This is a genomic window from Streptomyces sp. NPDC091377, assembly GCF_044757045.1.
GTDB lineage: Bacteria > Actinomycetota > Actinomycetes > Streptomycetales > Streptomycetaceae > Streptomyces.
In genome coordinates this window covers 156,033-176,384 of record NZ_JBIVUE010000013.1, presented here as the reverse complement: position 1 = coordinate 176,384, position 20,352 = coordinate 156,033, and the positions used below count along the sequence as shown (strand labels likewise).

At 69.8% G+C, this 20,352-nt stretch carries 18 protein-coding genes and 3 pseudogenes; 8 read left to right on the top strand and 13 right to left on the bottom strand.

Annotated features, from left to right (window positions below; all coding sequences use genetic code 11):
• Positions 1–9: 9 nt before the first annotated feature.
• The gene (locus ACIQNG_RS26695) at positions 10–1,428 is read left to right on the top strand and encodes an MFS transporter (RefSeq protein WP_401488457.1); all 1,419 of its coding nucleotides are present in this window, start codon (positions 10–12) and stop codon (positions 1,426–1,428) included.
• A gap of 102 nt (positions 1,429–1,530) precedes the next feature.
• Positions 1,531–2,142, top strand: a complete 612-nt coding sequence (locus tag ACIQNG_RS26690) for a hypothetical protein (RefSeq protein ID WP_401488455.1) — start codon at positions 1,531–1,533, stop codon at positions 2,140–2,142.
• A gap of 133 nt (positions 2,143–2,275) precedes the next feature.
• On the opposite strand, the gene ACIQNG_RS26685 is transcribed toward ACIQNG_RS26690, so the two are convergent.
• The 4 genes from ACIQNG_RS26685 to ACIQNG_RS26670 form a co-directional block, all read right to left on the bottom strand.
• Positions 2,276–2,866: a hypothetical protein gene (locus ACIQNG_RS26685; RefSeq protein WP_401488453.1), complete on the bottom strand. Its 591-nt coding sequence runs from the start codon at positions 2,864–2,866 to the stop codon at positions 2,276–2,278.
• A 473-nt stretch (positions 2,867–3,339) separates the two neighbouring features.
• On the bottom strand, positions 3,340–3,957 hold the full coding sequence (locus tag ACIQNG_RS26680) for a hypothetical protein (protein ID WP_401488552.1): 618 nt from the start codon (positions 3,955–3,957) through the stop codon (positions 3,340–3,342).
• 502 nt (positions 3,958–4,459) lie between these two features.
• Positions 4,460–5,581, bottom strand: coding sequence for a hypothetical protein (locus tag ACIQNG_RS26675; RefSeq protein WP_401488452.1), 1,122 nt, complete (start codon positions 5,579–5,581; stop codon positions 4,460–4,462).
• A gap of 124 nt (positions 5,582–5,705) precedes the next feature.
• Entirely contained in the window at positions 5,706–6,461 is a 756-nt protein-coding gene (locus ACIQNG_RS26670; RefSeq protein ID WP_401488450.1) for a class I SAM-dependent methyltransferase, read from the bottom strand.
• 188 nt (positions 6,462–6,649) lie between these two features.
• Between ACIQNG_RS26670 and ACIQNG_RS26665 the strand changes: the two are divergent.
• Positions 6,650–6,799 (top strand): annotated as a pseudogene (locus tag ACIQNG_RS26665) (alpha/beta hydrolase); the annotation flags it as partial.
• Positions 6,800–6,842: 43 nt separating this feature from the next.
• Here the strand turns inward: ACIQNG_RS26665 and ACIQNG_RS26660 are convergent.
• The 4 genes from ACIQNG_RS26660 to ACIQNG_RS26645 all read right to left on the bottom strand — a co-directional run bounded on the left by ACIQNG_RS26660 (position 6,843) and on the right by ACIQNG_RS26645 (position 10,834).
• Entirely contained in the window at positions 6,843–7,415 is a 573-nt protein-coding gene (locus ACIQNG_RS26660) for a DoxX family membrane protein (RefSeq protein WP_401488448.1), read from the bottom strand.
• Positions 7,416–7,576: 161 nt separating this feature from the next.
• Positions 7,577–8,092 carry a lytic polysaccharide monooxygenase auxiliary activity family 9 protein gene (locus ACIQNG_RS26655; protein ID WP_401435722.1) on the bottom strand — a complete coding sequence of 172 codons (516 nt, stop codon included), beginning with the start codon at positions 8,090–8,092 and terminating at the stop codon, positions 7,577–7,579.
• Between the two features lie 774 nt (positions 8,093–8,866).
• Entirely contained in the window at positions 8,867–9,457 is a 591-nt protein-coding gene (locus ACIQNG_RS26650; RefSeq protein ID WP_401488446.1) for a DUF6506 family protein, read from the bottom strand.
• Between the two features lie 108 nt (positions 9,458–9,565).
• Positions 9,566–10,834 carry a glycosyltransferase gene (locus ACIQNG_RS26645; RefSeq protein ID WP_401488444.1) on the bottom strand — a complete coding sequence of 423 codons (1,269 nt, stop codon included), beginning with the start codon at positions 10,832–10,834 and terminating at the stop codon, positions 9,566–9,568.
• Between the two features lie 111 nt (positions 10,835–10,945).
• Between ACIQNG_RS26645 and ACIQNG_RS26640 the strand changes: the two genes are divergently transcribed.
• Positions 10,946–11,914, top strand: coding sequence for a poly-gamma-glutamate hydrolase family protein (locus ACIQNG_RS26640; protein ID WP_401488442.1), 969 nt, complete (start codon positions 10,946–10,948; stop codon positions 11,912–11,914).
• Between the two features lie 132 nt (positions 11,915–12,046).
• The gene (locus tag ACIQNG_RS26635) at positions 12,047–12,574 is read left to right on the top strand and encodes a GNAT family N-acetyltransferase (protein ID WP_401488440.1); all 528 of its coding nucleotides are present in this window, start codon (positions 12,047–12,049) and stop codon (positions 12,572–12,574) included.
• Positions 12,575–12,604: 30 nt separating this feature from the next.
• Here the strand turns inward: ACIQNG_RS26635 and ACIQNG_RS26630 are convergent.
• Positions 12,605–13,394, bottom strand: a pseudogene (locus ACIQNG_RS26630) (FAD-dependent monooxygenase); the annotation flags it as partial.
• Positions 13,395–13,418: 24 nt separating this feature from the next.
• Here ACIQNG_RS26630 and ACIQNG_RS26625 point away from each other — a divergent pair.
• From ACIQNG_RS26625 to ACIQNG_RS26615, 3 genes and pseudogenes are all read left to right on the top strand, one after another.
• Positions 13,419–13,884 (top strand): annotated as a pseudogene (locus tag ACIQNG_RS26625) (TetR/AcrR family transcriptional regulator C-terminal domain-containing protein).
• Between the two features lie 286 nt (positions 13,885–14,170).
• On the top strand, positions 14,171–14,701 hold the full coding sequence (locus tag ACIQNG_RS26620; RefSeq protein WP_401435731.1) for an RICIN domain-containing protein: 531 nt from the start codon (positions 14,171–14,173) through the stop codon (positions 14,699–14,701).
• A 338-nt stretch (positions 14,702–15,039) separates the two neighbouring features.
• Entirely contained in the window at positions 15,040–17,793 is a 2,754-nt protein-coding gene (locus ACIQNG_RS26615; protein ID WP_401488438.1) for a hypothetical protein, read from the top strand.
• A 114-nt stretch (positions 17,794–17,907) separates the two neighbouring features.
• Here the strand turns inward: ACIQNG_RS26615 and ACIQNG_RS26610 are convergent, their stop codons facing one another.
• From ACIQNG_RS26610 to ACIQNG_RS26595, 4 genes are all read right to left on the bottom strand, one after another.
• Complete coding sequence (locus ACIQNG_RS26610) at positions 17,908–18,330, bottom strand: peptidase inhibitor family I36 protein (RefSeq protein WP_401435736.1); 423 nt, start codon at positions 18,328–18,330, stop codon at positions 17,908–17,910.
• A gap of 84 nt (positions 18,331–18,414) precedes the next feature.
• A complete protein-coding gene (locus ACIQNG_RS26605; protein ID WP_401488436.1) occupies positions 18,415–19,455 on the bottom strand; it encodes a helix-turn-helix domain-containing protein in 1,041 nt (346 codons plus the stop codon).
• 48 nt (positions 19,456–19,503) lie between these two features.
• On the bottom strand, positions 19,504–19,632 hold the full coding sequence (locus ACIQNG_RS26600; RefSeq protein ID WP_401488434.1) for a hypothetical protein: 129 nt from the start codon (positions 19,630–19,632) through the stop codon (positions 19,504–19,506).
• A gap of 402 nt (positions 19,633–20,034) precedes the next feature.
• Positions 20,035–20,268 (bottom strand): hypothetical protein, encoded by a 234-nt coding sequence (locus tag ACIQNG_RS26595; RefSeq protein ID WP_401435745.1) that lies wholly within the window; start codon positions 20,266–20,268, stop codon positions 20,035–20,037.
• Between the last annotated feature and the right edge of the window lie 84 nt (positions 20,269–20,352).

The window sequence follows — 20,352 nt, the reverse complement described above, 5'->3', positions numbered from 1 at the left end:
TGGGCCATCGTGAGCAAGGGCGCGACCTTGAGAGACGGTGCCGGCGACGCGACGACGCCGTCCTTCGCCACCCGGCGCTGGGCACTCGTCGCCATGTCCGTGGGCGTGTTCTGCATCCAGCTCGACTCGTTCGGTCTCAACCTCGCCCTGCCGCAGATCGGCCGCGACCTACACGCGGGCGGAGACGGTCTCCAGTGGGTGATCAGCGCGTACCTGCTGTCCACCGGCACACTGATGCTGGGGGCGGGACGGCTCGGCGACCTGTTCGGCCGACGGCGGCTCCTGGTCGCGGGACTCGCCGTGTTCGGCGCCTCCTCGCTGGCCTGTGCCCTCGCCCCGACCCTGCCCGTCCTCGTCGGCGGCCGGGTGGCCCAGGGCGCCGGGGCCGCGATGATCATGCCGGTGGGGCTCTCCCTGCTCACCAACGTCTACCCGGCCGAACTACGCGGACGTGCCACCGGCTGGGCCCTCGGCATCGGCGGGATCGCCACCGCCTGCGGCCCGTTCATCGGCGCTGCCCTGACCGAGTCGGTGTCCTGGCGTGCCGTGTTCTGGCTCAACGTCCCGCTCGCCGTGGTCGGCGCGGTCTGCGCCTCACGTACCGCCGAGAGCTACGACACCAGCGCGCCCCGCAGCGTCGACTGGAGCGGCTTGGCCGGTGGCACCGCCGCGCTCGCCGCGCTCTGCGTCGTCATCGACCGCGGACCGCGCTGGCCCTGGCCCGCCGCGCTGGCGGGCGTGGCCGCCGCGGCGGCCCTGCTGCTCCTGTTCGTACGGCGTGAGCGGACCGCGACCCATCCGCTGGTGGAACTGAGCCTGTTCCGCAACGGGCCCTACATGGCACTCACCCTGGCCGGTGCCGCGGCCAACACCACCACCGTGATGTTCCTGTTCGTGGTACCCCTGACGCTCCAGGGGCAGTGGGACCTCTCGGTCGTCCTCGCGGGCACCGCGTTCCTCGCCCCCGCACTGGCCATGGCGCTCGCCGGACCACTGGCGGGCCGGGTGCCGCCACGGGCCGCGGTACGCCTGATGGCAGGCTGCCTGGGCGCGGGCGCGCTGGTGCTCGCCTGCCTCGCCGGAACCTCCTCCCTCACCTGGTACGTGGCCGTGGCCACCGTGGGCGGCGCGGTCCTCGGAGTGGCCAACTCACTGACCCTCATCGCCACCCAGGCCGTGATCCGGCCGGAGCGGGCCGGAGAGGCGTCAGGAGTCACCAAGACGGTCATCACCGTCGCCGCCGGCCTCGGCGTCGGACTGGCCGGGGCCGTCACCGACCCGAACCGCGGCGTGGGCGCGGAAGCAGCCGCCGACACGGCACTGCTGGTCACCGCGTCGGGCTGTCTCGCCGCGTGTGTGCTCCTCGCCGTGTGGAGCAGGCTGCGGGAGGGCGTGGCACGGGCCGGGTCGGGGGAGTCAGGGAGGTGATACAGGGCCACGGACGTCACGGAGGGGAGGCGTCGACCGGCCTCACCACGTGCCGTCCTGCCCCGGCCGTGCGACCTGCGCGGGACCCGTTACTCTGCCCGCGTGAACGGTACGGATGAGGTGCAAGGTACTCCCGACTGGCGTGTGCTCGTCGTCGGGGGCGCGTCAGGGATGGGGAAGACGGGTGTCGCCCGGGCACTGGCGCGACGGTACGACGTCCCCGTCGTGGAGGTCGACGACATCGTGGAGGCGCTCCTCGCGGTGACCCTGCCCGAGCACCTGCCGGAGGTCCACTTCTGGCGCACTCACCCGGAGGCCGCCCGTCAGGCGCCCGCGTCGGTGGTCGAGCGGCAGATCGCGATCGCCGAGGCGCTCGCTCCGGCGGTCGAGGCGGTGGTGGCCAACCATGTGGACACCGACACCCCGGTGATCCTGGAAGGGGACTACGTCCTGCCCGCCCTGGCGACGCCCGAAGGCCCGGTCCGTGCCGTCTTCCTCCATGAGGACGACGAGGCACAGGTGGTGGCCAACTACCTGCGCCGCGAGCCGGACGCGGGACCCCAGCATCACCGCGCACGCGTCAGCGTCCTGTATGGCCGATGGCTCGCCGCGCAGGCGAGGGCGATCGGCGTCCCGGTCATCGCTCCGCGCCCATGGGAAGACCTGGCCGTCCGCGCGGCCGAGACGGTAGCGGGTGCGGCACACCACCGGTAGCGGGGTGAGGGAGGGGGCCATGGCGGTGGCCCGGGCGCCCAGGGATGCCCGCCGCCTTCACGCGGACACAGGGGCTGACCCTGTTGGCGCACCGCCCAACTCATCGGCCCCTTCGCGGACCAGACCCTCGGAGTCACGCAGCAGCAGCGTTGCCCGCCCAGACCCGATGGCCCTTAACAGCGCGGAGCAGTACGGCTGCGAGGACCGCGGTGACCACCAGGACGATCGTCGCGATCACCGCAACGACGGCAAAGCCGTGGCCGTAAGCCTGCCGGGCCGCGTCCGTCACACCGTCCGCGATCGTCGGCGGCAGCCGGGATCCGAGATCCTCGGCGGCGGCGAACGACTCACCGGCGGTGACCTGTTCATCGGGTCCGAGGCCGGCGACCGACGGCATCGTGGTGCGGTGGACGAAGGCCATGACGGTCCCGAGGACGGCGACGCCGAGGCCCGCGCCGAGTTCGAAGGAGGTCTCCTGGATGGCCGCCGCCTCTCCGGAGCGTTCGGGGCGGGCCGCGCTCATGACGGCGTCGGCGCCCGGGGTCATGACGATCCCCGCGCCGTATCCGGCGGCGAGCAGCGCCGGGAGGAGCCGGTCGTAGTGATCGGTGTCGCCGGTGGCGGCGATGATGCCGTACGCGAGGGCGAAGAGCAGCGGTGCCGCGGTGGCATCAGGGAGAGACCCGCACGCAGCGCGGAGTCTCCGCCGACCTGCTGCAACCACTGGGTGAGGAAGAACAGCAGGGCTACGTAGCTGCCGAAGCAGCCGAGGTCCCAGCGTCGGGGGTCGGGATTCTTCGACTCGGGAATGACATGTGCTCCGACGATCAGGATGATGACAACGACGGGAACATTCACCAGGAAGACGGCGCCCCAGCCCCACCGCTCGGAGACCAGCCCACCGAGCAGCGGCCCGATCGTCGCTCCGACGCGGTGCGGAGGTCCACACGCCGATCGCGAAGGCCCGCTCACGGTCGTCGGTGAACACGACCCTGATGATCGCCACGGTCGAAGCCATGATCATCGCCGCGATCGAGTTCGCCATGGAGGTCCTCGGCGGCCGTTGGAAATTGGCGATCTGCCGCCGACCGGAGGCCAGGTGGGCGGCAGCCCACGGCGCTTCAGTCAGGTGTGGCTACGAGCGCCCCCCCACGACCACCTGCCATGCGCGGTGCTCCCCGCCACCAGGCAGGTTCGCTACCCCCGCCCCCGGTTCTGCCCGCCATGGCTACGCGCACCGTGATGGGGGAGGTATGCGCCTGATCCTGATTCCCGGGAGGTGCGGTTCTCCCTTGGAGCGGTGGGTTCCATCGAAGGGCCCCCAAGGTTGGCGGCCGATGCCACATGACTCTGCGAATAGCCGGGCTGCTCCTGCGTCGAGGAGGGTGTGTAAGGGACCGTCGGTCCCGTTTGCACCGGTTCCCCTTGGGGGTCGAACCCGAACGGCGTGGTGCTGTCGATGTATTGGTCTCGAACACCTTTGTAGAAGACGACCTCTGCCTGGTCCGGATAGGACTGCGTGCCGAGGGAGGCGGTCACGTCGTAACCGCCGGGCGCTGACATGTTGAAGCGATGGATAGGAGCGTCGGGACTCCGATCCGGGTCATACTCACGCGAGAGCGAGTCTGTCCGATCAAGCATTTCGCCCGAAGGGATCGGGTCGCGGGTGAAGCTGACGAACGCGGAGTGCTGGGTGGTGTTCTGGTACGACTGCAAGCTCACGGGCAACCTGTCGCTTGACGGTCGAAACCCACCGGCCGCTCTGATCTGATCCGGAGTGCGTCCGTCAAATCGGAAAAGCGGCTCGGAGTCCATCCGGGACACGGCTGACCGTCCGGCGGCCCCACCGGTCCGGGCTACGACGACATCGCTCGGGTGGGGTCCATAGGTGCTGGATCCGAAGCCGACAGCCGGAGGGGGATCGTGGCTGACAGTGCGGTTGAATCGCTCATAGTGTTCCCTGAATTCCTCCAGCGGGACATCCTGATCGAAAGAACCCTCACTGCCCTCCGGATCGGACGAGTACAGCGGGGGAGAGTAGTCCGGATTCTGCATGACCGCTCCTTCTGTTCTGTGATCGCATGTCAGATGGCGTACCACGTGATGTGAAGGTGCATCGTTCACCTGTCAAGCTCGGCCGATACCTCACACCGTCACAACGTCCAGAGCCTGGCTCCGGTTCACCTCATGCCTGCGGCTTCTCAGCGGCCCGAGGACAGGCAGGACGGTGCCTCAGACGTGAGGGGCATGCGGTTGCCGCCCGTGAGGACACAGCAGAGCGATGGTGTGCGGGCCGGTGCGTACGTGCTGCCGACGGTCAGCCGTCGAAGCGGGTCCAGTCGATGGGGTGGTCGGCCAGCGGGGCCAGCGCGCTTCGGTGAGTGGCCCCGGCCCAGACATCGTAGGCTCCGCTGTACCCGGCGCTGACGTGCAGGACGAGGCCGGGTGCCACATGGAAGCGGGTGGGGGCCCAGGGCCAGAACGCACGCAGCGGCACGGGATGCAGCGGCCGGACGAGCTGCTCGACCTGCGCCGCCGGGAGGTTCCCGGACATGGCTGTGTACTTGGCTCCGACAGCCGCTTCGAAAAGCGAGAACTGGATCAGGAAGCCGCTGAGGGGTTCCTGTTCCGTCACTGGTTCCTCGTCGGGTTCGAGGAACCAGACAGCCGGATCGGCCTCGGACCCATCGGGCGGCCACCGGAGACACCAGTCGAAGCCCCCCTGGTTCTCGGTGCCGAAGACGAGCATCTTCCCGAGCCGAGTGGTGCGCAGGTCCGGCCCGGGCAGGATCCCGTTCTGGACACCCAGTACCTGGGGACGTGCTTCCGCGAGCCGGTAGAACTGCCTCAGCCCGGCGGGCAGCGCGCCCGTCGGCGCGGACGGCGATCCAGCCGTGACCGGGCCGTCGGCGGGATACCACCCGATGACGAACCGCTCCAGCGCCGCCGCACGGTCCCCCTCGACCTCTCCGAGCCACTCCAGTCCGGGAAGGTCCGCCGACGGAAGCGGCGGACGGACCCGGTCGAGGACATCGGCTCGTAGCGGCGAGTCGAGGCGCAAAGCGCAGTCTGTCAGCACCTCACCGGTCAGACAGGCTCTCCCCACCCGCGCGGTGCCGAGGTACAGGATCCCTTCCCCGGACCGGACCGCGAGGTGAATCGGCAACGGGCTTCCCGTCCGGCCCCCGGGCTGCCCCACCAGCCGTTCCCGGACGGGATCGGGCGCCGGACCGATCAAACGAACCTCCCCGGCGCTCCACACCCCGCTCCGGTCGGGTACGTCCCACGCCTCCGCGATGATCACGGTTCCGGCCGATCCCATGACGACGTCGGCACCACCCACCGCGAAACGGCCCGTCACAGGGCCGCCGACGAGCCCGGGCACCCGCTCCCCGTCGAACACCGACGCCGGGATGGCGGGGGGAACCAGATGAGTCATCCACACATCATCCTCCACCCGCACGCCGCACCAGTACGTCGACCGCCTGAACCCGCACCGATGAGAGGGCGAAGGCGTCCTTCGAGCAACCGCGCGGTCCTGCCAAGGACTGAGTGCCCGGTGTCTATACCTTGCTCGCGACCACCATGTAGTTCTCGGCCTCAGGATCGAACGTGCTCATTTCCGTCCGGAGTCCGACCCGGTGCAGCTCGACTTCGAGTTCCTCGTACCGGTAGGGCCAGCAGGACAGCAGTTCCGAGCGGACAAGAACCAGCCCCGTCGCATCAACTTGGGCGATCGCAATCTCGATGTGGTGCTCATCCTCCCAATGCGGCGCAATCTCCCAGCGGTAGATTACGACGGCATCGCGACCGTTTCGTCGGACGAGTCGGTCCCTGATGTCCAGCCGGGAACCTCTGGCCCTCACGAGTTCCCAAGTGCGGGATGTGAGCACCAAGCGCCCGCCAGGGCGCAGAAGCCGTGACATCGACTCCAGAGCAGCACCCCTGCCCGTCGCGCCCGCGGCATGGTGAAGCGAGTTGCCGACGCAGAACACCATGTCGAACGTGGCGTCCTCGAAATGACCGGGCAACTCTTCCCAGTTCGCCCGCACGGCACGGAGGGAGGCCCCGAACTCCTCAGACAGCTCTGCGGTCCGGCGAACCATCGCTTCGCTGGCGTCGGTTGCGACAACCTGAATGCCTCGACCGGCGAGGCCAACCGCCAACTGTCCGGTTCCGCACGAACAGTCGAGGACGCGAGCGTTGGACGGCAGGAGACTGAGGACGTCATCGAACGACGCAGCGAACTCGGCAGGAGGCAACCTTGCATCCGAGATGAGCCATTCGTACACCTCGGCAAGGACGTCGTATTCCGTCACAGCCATTACCTCCGTCACCCCGCAGACTCACGGCGGGACGTCAGTCCACCAGAGGAGCAAGCCGGGCACCAATGGATTTCGCAAGGACAACCCGTATCGCGAGCGGGTCCCCCCCCGATGAGCCCTGGTATTACTGAAACTCGCCACAGCCTCAACGTCAGCGGTCGGTTGCCGGATTTTCGATCCTGTCCACACCGGCGCCGCTGGTCCTGCTGGGCCACCCTCCGCTCGGGCTGCGCACGAGGTACCCCCGGCTGGTGGCCCGCGCCCAGCACTCCGCGGCGGAAGGCTTCGCCACGGCCACCATCGAGCTACCCAGAAGCGGTGACCGGCCCCGTTGCCGTTGACCTCAGCCGGACTCCGGCCGCGCATGTGCTGCCGTTACCCCTGCTCCGACCACCGCGATTGGTAGGGCATCCCGCGATCACCGCGGCTCCACGCGTCGGCGGCGACGATGAGGCACGCGACGATCAGAATCACGTTCTTCACGACATACTGCCCCTCCATGGTCGGAATGAGCGAGCCGGGCTGCCACATGGTGTCGGGCAGTAGCACCAGTGTCGAGAAGACCCCGCCCATGTGGAGGAAGAAGGCGACCAGCGCGGCTCGCAGCATCCATCCGGTGATCAGACTGAACCCGATGGCCACCTCGAACACGGCCAGCCCAGGCAGGAGAACCGCCCGAGGCACAAGGTCCAGAGTCAGTATCGAGGCCGCCTCAACAGCCGTCCGCTCCGCCGGACTCACCGATGGAAACAGCTTCAGAGCCCCGAAACCGAGGAAGACGACACCCACCGCCACCCTCAGCAACAACGGGGTGCACGCGGTGATGCGCGCTGCCCACCACTGGATGCCCCCTCGGTTGTCGGTCGCCGTACCACCCCGCCGCAAACGGGGCCCGCGAAGTCTGCGGGGCACGGGCTCGGGATCACCCACCGACGTCAGGACCGGCATGGTGCTCTGGCTCCTCATAGGCGCTCTCCCGCTCTGTGTAGGAGGTGAAGGGGAGGGACAGACGACACGGGTCGCGTGCGCCGGTGAGTCCGGGGCGACAGCACCCCAGCTCACCGGCGCACGCGATCGGGACCTCCCGTTTGGATCCGCCTTCGCAGTGACTAGCGGATGTTGACGTCGATGCAGGCGTAGAAGGCATTGGCGGTGTCGGCGATGTTCCACACCGCCAGGACCTTCTGCTTGCCCGAGATCCCGCCGAAGTTCACCTGGTGGCTGACAGTCGCTCCGGGCTGCGCGCCGCCGTCGTTGAACTCGGCGATCTTTGTTCCGCCGACGTAGTACTGCCAGGTGCTGGTGGCGTGCCGGGCCGTCAGACGCCAGTTGAAGCTGGTGCTGCGGCTGACGGGGGTGACGGTCCAGCCCTTGGAGTCATTGTCCAGTTCGGAGAAGGACGCGTTGCCGCCACTGCAACTGCGCAGCCCCTTGGGACCCTCGACGCTCTGCGGTTCGTACTTGATCGCACCGCAGGAGACAGTGCCGGCGGCACACTGTGCCTGTCGGCTGGGCGGCGAGGAGATGTAGCCGTGGGCTTGCGCCGTGCCGGCGGACAAGCCGACCGTCAGGAGGGGGGCGACGCACGCGCCCAGGACTACAGCGAGTGTCCTTTTGCTCTTCATGCGTTCTCCTTGGTGGGGGGATACCGCTCTCGTACCTGGTGCACACCTCACGTCACGGGCGGGAGCAGACAGCACACCGTCGCGCACTGTCACCAGTTCAGGCACCAAGCCTTCCCGGCTGCGACTTGGTCTAGACCATACGGGAGGGGGGTGGGAGGTCAAGGGGGTAGTGGCACGGCAGGGCCGGGCGAGACGATTTCCCGCCAACCCTCACAAGCGCCCCCGGCCGGGGCAGCCTTGAGCCGTGCGGGGCCAACGGCCACCGCCGGGGTGAGTGGGACGGGGACGGCTCACCGGCCGATCCGATGTGGCCGACAGCTTCAGTGCTTCCCTGTGCCGACCAGGACTTTTCCCGTCCTCATACGCACCTTTGGCCCGGCCGAGGACCGGGCGGAAGCGCCGCAGGGCCAGCCGTAGGGCATCGCCGAGGGGTGCTCACTCCGAACGGCACGGCATGGCTGGCTCGGCAGGACAAGACCGCCGGTTCATCCGACTGGAATTCACCCGTCCACATCGCGTGGATGGGTACTCGATCCACCACCCGTCAGCCTGCCGACGCCGCGCGGCCCTACCTGAATCGAACGACACCCCCTCGGAACCGATGTCGACGCACGACATGACCGGAGACGCCAGGACCCAGGCTGCCTCCCGAAGCGTTGAGCGCTGCGGGGCTGCCCCGCGCCCGACCGCCTCAGCTGGACCGACCGGTCAGCGCCGATCGTAGGCGGCCAGATCGACCGGTCAGCGCCGACTGTAGGAGGCCAGACCAACCGGTCAGCGCCGACCGTAGGCGGCCAGACCGACCGGCACCTGGGCCCCCACTTCCTCGATCACGGCCTCGGCGACCTCCGGCCCTGGCGCTCCGTAGACCTCGATGAGGGCGAGCCCGGAGCGGAGTTCGGCGACGACCTCGACGGCCGCCTTCGCGTCAGGCACCGCGACGATCGTGACCGGACCGCCACTGGGCTTCTCGTGACGCACCCGGTGGCGCTCGGGGTCAGCGCCCTGGTGAACGACGAGGAAGACGTCGGTCAGCGTCTCGCCCGCACCGAAACGCTCCTTGTAGGCGGCGATCGTGGTCAGCGACTCGAAGCCGTAGTAGATCGCGCCGACCCGGGCCCGGGCCCCCACCGCGCGGGCCACCCGTGCGTGCCACACCGCGCCGAAGCTGCCGCACAACTCGATGAAGTCGGCTCCCTCCGCCACGAGTCGGACGGCAAGGTCGACGGCCTGCGCTGGGTCGCCCACGGCACGGACCCGTGTCCGCCCGTGCTCATTGGTGACCGTCAGGAGGTCCAGGGACGGATCGCCACCCTCCTCCTCGTAGATGACGACCCTGTCCTGTGCGCTCTCGGTCGCGGGCATGACGTTCCCCTCCGTTGGACGGCGCCGGATCGCGCCCTAGGAACCATCCTGAGACCCCAACCAAACTTGAGGTCAAGCCGGTTGGTGCGGACGTCCCCACCTGCCCGGTCAGTTCCGTCCGGCAAGTCCCTCCAGGGTGCGGGCGACGGGCCGCACCCCGTCCTCGGTGGCCAGCCGCTCGGCGACGCTCCGGGCCGCCACGCGGTACGGGGAGCCTTCGGCGGTGGCGCGGACGAGGGCCGCAGCCAGGCGCCCGGCGGTGAGATTCCGCAGCGGCACGACGGTGGGCGCCACGCCGAGAGCGCACTGTCGTGCCGCCCAGAACGCCGCGTCGAACTGCACGGGCACCGGCACCGAGGGCACGCCCGAACGCAGGGCCGCCGCCGTGGTTCCGGCACCCCCGTGGTGGACGATCGCCGCCATCCTCGGGAAGAGCAGCGCATGCGGCAGTTCGCCGACAGTCAGCATGTCGTCGCCGTCCGGTCGCCCGGCGGTGTCCAGGCCACTCCAGCCGCGTTGGACCACGCCGCGCAACCCCGCAGAGCGCAGGGCCCGCACCACCGTCGCGCTGAACCGTGCCGGATCGGGCACGGTGGCACTGCCGAGTCCGACGTAGACGGGTGGCGGCCCAGCGGCGAGGAAGGCGACGACCTCGTCGGGGAGGCGGGCGTCCGGCGGGTCGTGGGGCCACCAGTAGCCGTCGACGGTGAGAGCGGGCCGCCAGTCGCGGGGGCGGGGCACCACGAGTGGGCTGAAGCCGTGGTGCACGGGTGACCCGGCCCGCTCGCGGGCGCGACGGGCGGCGTGCATCCCGACAGGCGGGGCCCCGAGCCTGGCCCGTACGGTGCGGGCGGTGGCGGCGAAGAGGCGATCGAGCCCGATGTGCACCAGGTGCGCGGCGAGGCGGTTGCCGACCGGGCCGAAGGAGCCGGCGGACAGCATCGGCGGGGCGAACACCCGGGTGGGGGAGAGGGGTTGAAGGTGCACCTCCACTGCCGGTACCCCCAGGCCGGCCGCGATGGCGTGCCCGAGCGGGGCGACCGCCGGGGCCAGCAGGAGGACGTCACTGGTCTCGGCGGCACGCACCAGGTCGTCGGCGAGCACACCGACGCGGTCATGCAGCAGCGCGAACAGCCGGTTCAGCCGGCCGATTTCGTTTCGGGTGCGATGCAGCCCCTGACCGGCGGCGGAGGCGAGTTCGGCTCGGGGGTCGAGGGGCAGGGAGTGGAATCCGAGCCCGGCCTCGGAAGCGAGGGGCGCGAAGCGTTCGTGGGTCACGAGGGTGACGTCATGACCGGCCCGCGTCAGCCCGTGCCCGAGCCCGGTGAAGGGGGCTACGTCACCCCGGGAGCCCGCTGTCATCACTGCTACCCGCACTGTCCCATTATGGCGGAGCGGGCGCCCGGTGACCCAGTGGCTCACCGCGGCGACCTGGAGGGGACGCGCGCAACCCTTGGCAAACGATGGGCGTTCATTGATGATCTTCGTATGAGACCCACCAGCCGTCGTGCTGTCCTGACCTCCGTGGCGGCTGTTGCCGGCCTGCCCCTGTTGAACGACGTGGCGGGACGGGGCCATACCGCCATGGCGGCACCCGCGGCGCCCACTGCCGTGCCGCAGCCGTCCTACGCCTCGTACACCGACTTGTTCAACAGGAAGCTCCACACGGAGGGCAAGCACTGGGCACGGCGTTTCCGTCGGGTGCCGTTCGAGCTCATCGACAATGCGAGTGCCACCAGTGAGCCCATCCGCAGTACGGCGATCATCGCGCCGCACGGCGGTGGTATCGAGGACGGCACCAGCGAACTGTGCCTCGCGATAGCCGGCTACACGCTCACCGGGTCGGGAACCACCCCTCCGGCCCCGCTGCCGGGAGTTCCGCAGCGCGACTACTGGATGTTCGAAGGGCTGGAGGACTCCAAGAACCTCCATGTCACCTCCACCCTCTGCGATGACCCGGCCGCCCTCCACATCTGCGGCAGCAGCATGTACGCCGTGTCCGTGCACGGCTTCGACGACGGCGACGCGGCCAAGAAGATCATCATCGGGGGTGCCGCCGAAGACCCCGACAACCCCGACCTGAACCACCCCGTCCCCGGCAGACCCGACAAACCGCTACAGCTCAAGAAGAACCTGAGGGCCGCCCTCGCCAGGCACTACGCCGCCGGTGGAAGCGATCCCGCCCGGGCTGTGGAGATCGTCATCGCGAGCCCTGGCCACCGGCTGGACGGCGACGACCCGGACAACATCGTCAACCGCACCCGCACGGGATTCGGCGCTCAACTGGAAATCTCCCGGGGTCTGCGCACGGCGATGTTCGGAGACATCACCAGCGCCGCCGCCCGCAGAAGCACCGCAGGTGTGGGCACCCGCGACGAGAGCTACTTCTGGAACGGCCTCGTCAACGCCGTGCGCGAGGCCGTCGACGACTACGAACGCGGCATCGTCACCGCCTGACGGAGTCCTACTGAGGGCTGTTCCGTGAATGATCTTTGTGCTCCTCTTTGCAGTCCGGGGTTCGATCCGGGCGCGTTCGCGGTGATGCGGAATCCGGTGGTGCGGAACGGTTCTGGGGTCGAGAATCACCGGATGCGTGAGGTGAAGCTGTCCGACGGGACCATCACTCTGTCTCCGCTGCGCCTGGACGATGTCGAGGCGCACCTTGCCGGGGAGGACGAGCTGCTCGTTCGTTGGCTCAACGGCGGTCCGGGCACACGGGCGGGCGTCGAGGCGTATGTCCGGTACTGCCGTGAGCAGTGGGACACCGGCGGGCCGCTGCGCGCGTTCGGTATCCGGGTGGGTGCCGGTGAGGTACTCGTGGGCACGGTCGACCTGCGGTTCGCGGGGGAAGGTCTGGCACCCGGCCAGGTGAATGTCGCCTACGGCCTCTATCCGTCCTGGCGGGGGCGTGGCCTGGCCACCCGCGCGGTCCTGCTGGCGTGCCGGTACGCGGCGGGTGAGGGCGGGGCGGAGGCGGTGATCCAGGTGGAGCCGGAGAATCCCGCATCTGCCGCGGTCGCGCAGCGGGCAGGGTTCACCCCCTCCAAACCGATGCCCGGCACGGACGCCACCCGCCTCGACTGGTACATCCTGGACCTCCACACCACCGCCCGCTGAAACCAACAGGTGCCGGACAGCCCTTGGGTGATCATTCACTCCCTCCAGGTCCGTGTGCTCGTCCCGCCTCACGACGCGGACGGCGGTGACGCGTGCTGCCCAGCCTGCGCCACATGCTCCGACCTCGGCGTCGCCCACGAGATCGAGATGGACGAACCGTCCCTGCACCAGCAGCTCGTAGACCCGTGCCGCCTCAGACGCGGTGGCGGTGAGCCCGATGTCGGGCATCCGCCGCCCCACCAGACGGTCGGCCCCGGCTGCCGTCGGCGGATAGGCGATGCCGAGCGCGGAGACCTCGGCGGCGAGCCTGCGGTTGACCTCCTCCACGCGCAGAAGTTCGTGGAAGAGCTTGCGCAGCGCCGCGGCGGGACGCTGGTACTGCCGGACCAGCGTCAGTTCCGCGAGCAGTGTCTGCACCTCCGTGTTCTCGGTGACCGCCCGGCCGACCGGGCTGCGCTCCCGGGAAGCCGATTCCCGCGGCCTCCCGCACGGCGCTGCGCCCACCGTCACAGCCGACGCGTACCGGGCGCGCGCGGTTGCGACACCTGCGGGGCCCCGCACCTGCGCCTCGACGCCGTCGTCGTCCTGGCGCAGACCGGCGACCTCGTGCCCGCGCAGGATCCCCACACCCACCTCGTGGGCCCGCTCCGCGAGCAGCGCCTCGGTGCGTGCCTGGGGGAGGAAGAGCGTGTGGCCGTGCCGGGAGTCCAGGGGACGGAGAAGTCCAGGGGGTGGGGAGCTGGGCGAAGTGCCAGCCGGGCACGGTCCGGCCGAGCGGCAGGAAGCGGTCGAGCAGCCCGCGCTGGTCCATCAGCTCCAGGCAAAGCAGGACCTGCTGACGGCGATGGCCGAGCAGATGACGGAGGGCGTCGCGGATGCCACCGCCGAGGCGCGCGGCGGCGACTGGAGCGAGCGACTTGCCGTCCTCGCCCGTGCGATGCGCGCGGCCCTGCTCGCACGACGTGACGGGGCGCGGGTGTTCGCCTGTACGCACTCGACCGGGGCGAACATCCTGGGCCTCCCCGACACGATCGTGGGCGTCCTGCGTGAAGCGGGCTTCTCCGACGACGATGCGGCGCGCGCTCTACACCGTGGCCAACCTGACCGTGGGACACACCCTGGAAGAGCAGGCCGCCCTCCACCCGGCGGACGGCGGCCCGGCGGATCCGGGCGCCCTCGCCGACGCGGTGGAAGCCGGGGCGTACCCGCATCTCAAGCCCACCCTGCCCGCGCTCACCAGCACGGACTTCACCCGGCTCTTCGAGTTCGGACTGGACCTGCTCATCGAGGGACTGAAGGCACGCCGCTGAGCCGCGGCCGACATCTGTGAGCCGTCAGTCGCCTTGTCCGTCACGCTGGAACGTCTACGTCCGTCAGCCTGGCGACGCCCCTCGGGGACCGCGCCTCAGCTGTCGGATCACCGGGTTGCCGGTTCGGGTGGGACGTGTGCTCGGTCCAGGGAGCGTCATCCGAAAGGTGGGATTGGCGGTCGCGCCTGTTTCCCGGGTTCATGGCTGGCAAGCAATCAGCGTGGCCGTGGACCAGGCATTTCCACGGCCGCCCCGTCCCGCGATGCAGAGAAACTGAGGTGTCGTCATGCGTACACGTCACAAGGCGCTGACCGCTCTGGCCGTCATGGCCGCCGCCCTGGGGGTCGTCACGGGTGCGGGTGCCCAGGCCGCACCGGAGTCCGCGGTACAGGACGATCCGCCGGGCACCCAGGTCACGGTCGAGACCTTCGCCGCCAAATGCCTCGATGTGCGGACCCCGGACAGTGGTGCGCCGCTTGTCCAGGCCGACTGCGACCCCGCATCGCGCACGCAGCGGTTCTGGGTGAACACCGTGGCGGGCGGGGTGGAGTTCCGTACCGCCGACAACCTGTGTCTCGACCTGGAGGCCGCGAAGCGAGGCAACGGGACACGGATCATCCAGTACCCCTGCGGAACGCAGCCCAGGTTCAGCCAGACGTTCCTCACCTTCCCGGCCGGCGAGGGCCTGTCCACGATCCACACCATCGACCTCCGGTGCTTCGATGTCGAGAACGCCGACGACGCCGCTGGCGCGGGCATCATCCAGTACGGCTGCAGCGGCAACTCCAACCAGAGCTTCAGGCTCCGCGAGGTCTGACCTCACGACCGCGGTCTCTGAACCGCGGTAGGAATCGGCAACCCGCCTTCCCGGCCCGGGAGTCACTCCGGGCCGGACACGGGCCCGGATACGGAGTCGGCGCACCGGCCAGGTCCCGGGGTTCAGCCAAAGCCCGGCAGGGGCGTGCGCGGGGCGTGCCCGGGTCATGCCTCTGCTCCTTGCCGCAGGTGGACGGACTGCCATGACGGACAGCAGACACCGCCGGAACCGGACATGTCCCCTGTTGTGGGGTATTCGGGGTGGTGCGGCGCTGTCAGACTCCCGCCCTGACGGATTTCTTCCCCCGGGCCTCAGGGCCTTCGAGAGGAGAACACGCCATGGGTTTCCTGCGGTTCAAGACGACGGGCTACAACTGGGTCCACGCGTACCCGGCCGGTGGTGAGTGGCGGTTGCTGTTCGGACGGGGCGTGCAAGGGGCCCTGGTCAGCGAGCAGCGGCTGCTCAGCTCGGACCGGCTCAGCACCATCGCGCCGAAGCTGCACCACGTCCGCCGACTGGCTCACAGTGACTCGGCGCTGGTGCTGTCCCGTCCCGGAGAGCCCTTCCAGAGCCTGTTCTTCTGGGGTGACAGCGTCGAGCGATACGACTGGGAGCAGGGCCGCGCGCTGAGCGAGGGAGCGTGGACGGGGCTGGGGAACTGGGGGACCGCGCTCCCGGCGAGCTACCGCTCGCAGATCGACGCCCTGCTCCCGGCGCCCGACGCGGCGGACGGAGCGCGGCAGACGTACTTCTTCAAGGGCGGGCGGGTCCTCACCCTGAACTGGTCCACCGGCGTGGTGCGCGAGGCACTGATCACGGACGGCCCGGACGCGTCGGACAGCGGAGGCTGGGCACAGCTGCCGGAGGACTTCCGCCGGGATCTGGACCACGTGGCCGCGTACAAGGCGGCGTCCGACGGAACGCGACAGAGCCTGCTGATCAAGGGCACCCGGGGCGTCCTGCTGAACTGGAGGACCGGGGTCGTGGCCTCCGGTGGTCTGGACGAGCTCGGGGTGCCCGGGCTGGCGGCGCTCCCGGAGCCGTTCCGTACGCCCTACCGTCCGGTGACCGGCCGCTGGAGCGGAACCAGCGGCGACCAGCGGATCGAGCTGCGCGTCGACCTGGAGGGCGAGCGACCGCTGGGCATCGTCAGCGGTGACCTGTTCACCGGCGACACCTGCACCGACTCCTTCCGCAGCACCGCCGATCTGACCATCCTGCCGAGTTCCCACAGCTTCCTCCTGCACCAGACAGGTCTGGCGTGGGCGAACAACTCGCCCAGGACAGACCTGACGCTCACGCTTCCCCGGACCGCGGCGACCGGACCCGAGGGCAGCAACGCCGTCCTGCACCTGTCCAGCCCCGGCGGCGGCCAGTCACTGGCGTTCTCCTGCCTCCACACGGGGCCGGCGCTGCGGTCGGTCGAGATGGAGACCGACGCGGTGGCGGGAACCCAGGCGTTCCAGAGCTACGACACCTCACGGCACAACGGCCCGCGCGGCTACCGGAACCGGGTGCTGACCATCGCCTCCGTCTACGCCGAGGCAGGCATCGAGCTGAAGAACGCGGGCCAGGTCAACACCGTGGCCGACACCTCCGGCGACGACCTGGAATGGTCCGTCGCCGAGCTGCACGCCGCCATGACCGCCAACTTCAGCCTCCACCGGGACGCGGAGCAGTGGCGCATCTGGACCTTCGTCACCACCCGCAGCTCCGACTCGTACCACGCGGCCGGAATCATGTTCGACTTCTTCGGCAGTCAACGCCAGGGCATGGCCATCTTCAACAGCAACCTGCGGGACACGAACAGCATCGGCGACGCCTTCGAGCTGTTCACCTACGTCCACGAGATCGGACACGTCTTCAACCTGTACCACTCCTTCCACAAACACCTGAGCACACCCCCGGCCCCGCTGGGCCCGAACAACGGCTACGGCGACCTCTCCTGGATGAACTACCCCGGCAGCTACGCCGTCGGCGACCGTGCCGGGACGCGGCACTTCTGGCAGGACTTCCCCCTCTCCTTCACCGACGACGAACTACGCCACCTGCGCCACGGCTTCCACCGTCACATCGTCCCCGGCGGCGCCGAGTTCGGCGGCAACGCCGCCCTCATCAACACCGCAGCATCCGCCGACCCGTTCGCCCTCCCCGCCGCCCCTGAGGACCCCGGCCTGACGCTCTCGCTGGGCGGGAAACAGATCTTCGGCTACGGCGAACCGGTCATGGCCGAACTCAAGCTCTCCCGCACCGGGGTGCGCGGGGACGTCACCGTGGCCGGGGCGATCGGCCCCAAAGGTGAGCGCACCACGATCATCATCACCGACCCCTACGGCCGCACCCGCAGCTTCCGTCCCATCGCCCGCACCTGCGCCGGACACGGCCCGGAAGAGCGGACCGTCACCCTCACCGAGGCGACCCCGGCCGTCTACGAGACCGCCTACCTCGGCTACGGAAGCGACGGACTGTACTTCGCCGAACCCGGCACCTACCAGGTCACCGCCGTCCACACCGGACTCGACGGCGCCCGCACCGTTTCCCCCACCCGCACCCTCCGCATACGTACCCCCCTCGACCGCGCCGACCAGGAGGTCGGTGAACTCCTCACCGGCGACGACCAGGGCACCCTCCTCGCCTTCCTCGGCTCCGACGCCCCCCACCTCACCACCGGGAACGACGCCCTCCAGGAACTGATCGAACGCCACGGCGACCACCCGCTCGCCGCCTACGCCCGCCTCGCGCGCGGCGCGAACGCCGGTCGCCACTTCCAGAGCATCGCCGACGGGCACCTCCACGTCCGCCAACCCGACATCCCCGCATCCGTCACCCAGCTCACCGAGGCCATCACCACCTCCCGCGCCGACCAGGACACCGGCCTCGACAACCTCACCCTCAACGCCGCCCTACGCCGTCTCGCCACCGTCCACGCCAAGGCGGGCGACCTCGAACGCGCCGAAACCACCCTCGACACCCTCGTCACCCACTTCCACGACCAAGGCGTCCCCGCCCACGTCGAACAGCACATCCAACAGCAGGCCGACGAGACCCGCGCCCAGATCCGCGCAACCGCCGGCGAACAGCCCGCTCCCTGACCGGGACGTCGAAGTCACCGAGCAGTAACGGGGGAGGTGGCGCGCGGGGTGGCCCTGACCACGCCGCGCGGCCACCGACCGGCCGTCTCGCGCGCGGCCCCGCGCGCCGCGTTCTCAGCAGTCCGCGAAGACGGCACTCATGACGTCCTCGTCGGCGCTCGCGAGGTTGCCCTTGAACCAGGCGGGGACCGTTCCCAGGTACCCGCTGTAGTCGCTGTGCTTGTAGATGTGGATGCGGGTGGGCGTCCGGTTCCAGGCCGAGCTGGCCCGGTCCTCGAACCAGGCGGGCACCGCGTGGTGGCCGCAGCTGGGCACCACCCACAGCCAACCGCCGCCGTTGTCGTCCCGGAAGAAGCACGAGCCGCTTCCGCACTCCGACCAGGCACGGGTGCCGTAGTCGCCGCCGCTGAGCCAGTAAAGGCCCGCGACCCCCTGCACCTTGGTGACACGGGTCTCCTCGGCGCCCGCCGCTGTCGGCGCGGCGAGCGCGCAGACGGCCGCCGTGGCCGCGATGAACGCGGCGATCCTCTTGAACATGTCCCCTCCGGAAGTCGCTGGAACGCTGTGCGTTCACTGTGGCCCACGGCGGCATTCCGATCGTCGGCACCGAGCGCACACTTCCTAGGCATCCAGCGCACGCGCCCGTGCCCGAGCCACCGCCCGCACCTCGCTCGGCGGAACTCCGTACGCCTTGCGGAAAGCTCGGCTGAAATCCGCGGGGTGGCGGAAGCCCCAGCGCGTGGCCGTCGCCGCGATGGTGCGGTGGTACAGCGCCGGATCGGCCAGGTCTGTATGACAACGCTCCAGACGCAGGCGTCGGATCATGGCGCCCACGGTCTCCCGCTCGCGCTCGAAGAGCAGATGGAGGCTGCGCACGGAGATGTGGTGGTGGGCCGCGACAGCCGCTGGGAGCAGCCCCGGATCGCCCAGGTTGTGTTCGATGAAGAGCTTGATCCGGGCCCGTAGCGCTGCCTTACGGGTCTCCGTGGGCAGTATGTCCTGGGCCCCGAGCCGCCCCGCCAGCGCCGTTGCCGCCAGATCGACCCCGATCACACCGAGCCGGGCCAACTCCTGCGGGCCGCAGGCGCGGGCGGCGGTCGGCAGCCCGGACAGGTACGAGCCGAGCAACGCCGCCGACCCCGACCCGGTCCGGGTGGACAGCGGCTCGGCCAGCAGCCGGTCCGCCCGGCCCCCGGACAGCGGCAGCGCGGTGCGCGGGAGCCGCAGCAGCGTCAGGCGGGTCTGTCGACCTCGGTCGAGGAAGTCGCAGGTGAGTGGCGCCGAGGTGGAGAAGAGGGTCATGTCACCGGCCCCGAGGCAGGCCACGCCACGGGCCTGCTCCAGCCGGATGGGGCTCCCGTGGACCAGGACCAGGTAGTAGTCCTCGGGATCGTGGCGGCGGATGTACAAGGGTGAACGGCGGGCCGCCATCGGGGAGAAGTTGAAGGCGGCCACCTGGCTGTGCGGCATGCTCACGGCCTCCACGCTGCCCTTGAAACGGGCCGCGTGCGGGCTGTGGACCGCCACGGGCATGACCGTGTGGCCGACCATCTCGACCCACCAGTCGAACCGTTCGGCCGCCGGCACCCCGTCGGTGCTCGCGGACACCACCGGCCCGTCCGCGCCCTCGGTCTGCCGTGCCGCGTCATGGATGAGGGACATGCAACGATGCTCAGGCCCAGGAGCCCCGGCAGGAAAGCCGACAGCCGGTCAGTCGGCGGCGTCCTCCCAGCCGTCCGTGAGCAGGGCGACCGCCGTGCTGACAAGGAGGTCGTCCGTCTGCGGCGTCCGGTGGGCGGCCACTCCCGAACGGAACAGGGCCGCCCCCTCGATGAGCATCACGAACACCTCGGCACGGGCCCGGCACTCCGCTTCGGGCAGGGCCGGGTGGCGGCACCGGTTCGGTCAGGTCCCAGTGGATGAGACGGTCGCCGGTCTCCCGGGCCAGGTCTTCCCCGCGGGCACGGTCCGCCCGGCCAGAAGCAGGGGCCAACGGGATGTCGTAGTACGGGCCAGTTCCGCGCCGACGGTGCCATATCCGCCTACGAGGAGGACCGGGCCCTCGGGGACATGAGTCAGTTCGTCCTGGGGGTGATCGTTCATGAAACCCGCTATAGGTCATCCGACCCAAAAGCGGCCGTTGGCTGGACTCCACCCCTGCGACCAGGGAGAACGCACTGCGCGGGGCCGCCCTCCGACCTGCTTCGGAGAACGACCCCGCGCCCGCGCTACCGGCAAGGGTCAGATGCGCACCCACAGCACGTAGACGTCGGGCCTGGTCGGAAACGGCTCGCACTTGTACAGCAGACCCCACAGATCCTTGCCCGCCTTCCCCGCCGCGTCACACTCGGCGTACGAGGAATGGTGGGAGCGCGGAGTGAAGAAGGGGTCCGCGGAGGCGGACGGCGCGGTGGCGAACAAGAGCCCCGCAGTGGCGACAGCGGCTCCGACGAGCACGCTTAGGCGTCTCAGCATGAACACAACTCCCTTGTCTCACAACAGAAGTGATGTGCGATCAAACCCTACGACGCCAGGCACAGCCCTGACCAGGCCACATGC

Bases quoted from the DNA above. Each gene is read 5' to 3' on its own strand.
- ACIQNG_RS26680 (WP_401488552.1), bottom strand. From the start codon at position 3,957: ATGGACTCCGAGCCGCTTTTCCGATTTGACGGACGCACTCCGGATCAG.
- ACIQNG_RS26675 (WP_401488452.1), bottom strand. From the start codon at position 5,581: ATGACTCATCTGGTTCCCCCCGCCATCCCGGCGTCGGTGTTCGACGGG.
- ACIQNG_RS26660 (WP_401488448.1), bottom strand. From the start codon at position 7,415: ATGCCGGTCCTGACGTCGGTGGGTGATCCCGAGCCCGTGCCCCGCAGA.
- ACIQNG_RS26655 (WP_401435722.1), bottom strand. From the start codon at position 8,092: ATGAAGAGCAAAAGGACACTCGCTGTAGTCCTGGGCGCGTGCGTCGCC.
- ACIQNG_RS26650 (WP_401488446.1), bottom strand. From the start codon at position 9,457: ATGCCCGCGACCGAGAGCGCACAGGACAGGGTCGTCATCTACGAGGAG.
- ACIQNG_RS26640 (WP_401488442.1), top strand. From the start codon at position 10,946: ATGAGACCCACCAGCCGTCGTGCTGTCCTGACCTCCGTGGCGGCTGTT.
- ACIQNG_RS26635 (WP_401488440.1), top strand. From the start codon at position 12,047: ATGCGTGAGGTGAAGCTGTCCGACGGGACCATCACTCTGTCTCCGCTG.
- ACIQNG_RS26620 (WP_401435731.1), top strand. From the start codon at position 14,171: ATGCGTACACGTCACAAGGCGCTGACCGCTCTGGCCGTCATGGCCGCC.
- ACIQNG_RS26615 (WP_401488438.1), top strand. From the start codon at position 15,040: ATGGGTTTCCTGCGGTTCAAGACGACGGGCTACAACTGGGTCCACGCG.
- ACIQNG_RS26610 (WP_401435736.1), bottom strand. From the start codon at position 18,330: ATGTTCAAGAGGATCGCCGCGTTCATCGCGGCCACGGCGGCCGTCTGC.
- ACIQNG_RS26605 (WP_401488436.1), bottom strand. From the start codon at position 19,455: ATGTCCCTCATCCATGACGCGGCACGGCAGACCGAGGGCGCGGACGGG.
- ACIQNG_RS26600 (WP_401488434.1), bottom strand. From the start codon at position 19,632: ATGCTCATCGAGGGGGCGGCCCTGTTCCGTTCGGGAGTGGCCGCCCAC.
- ACIQNG_RS26595 (WP_401435745.1), bottom strand. From the start codon at position 20,268: ATGCTGAGACGCCTAAGCGTGCTCGTCGGAGCCGCTGTCGCCACTGCG.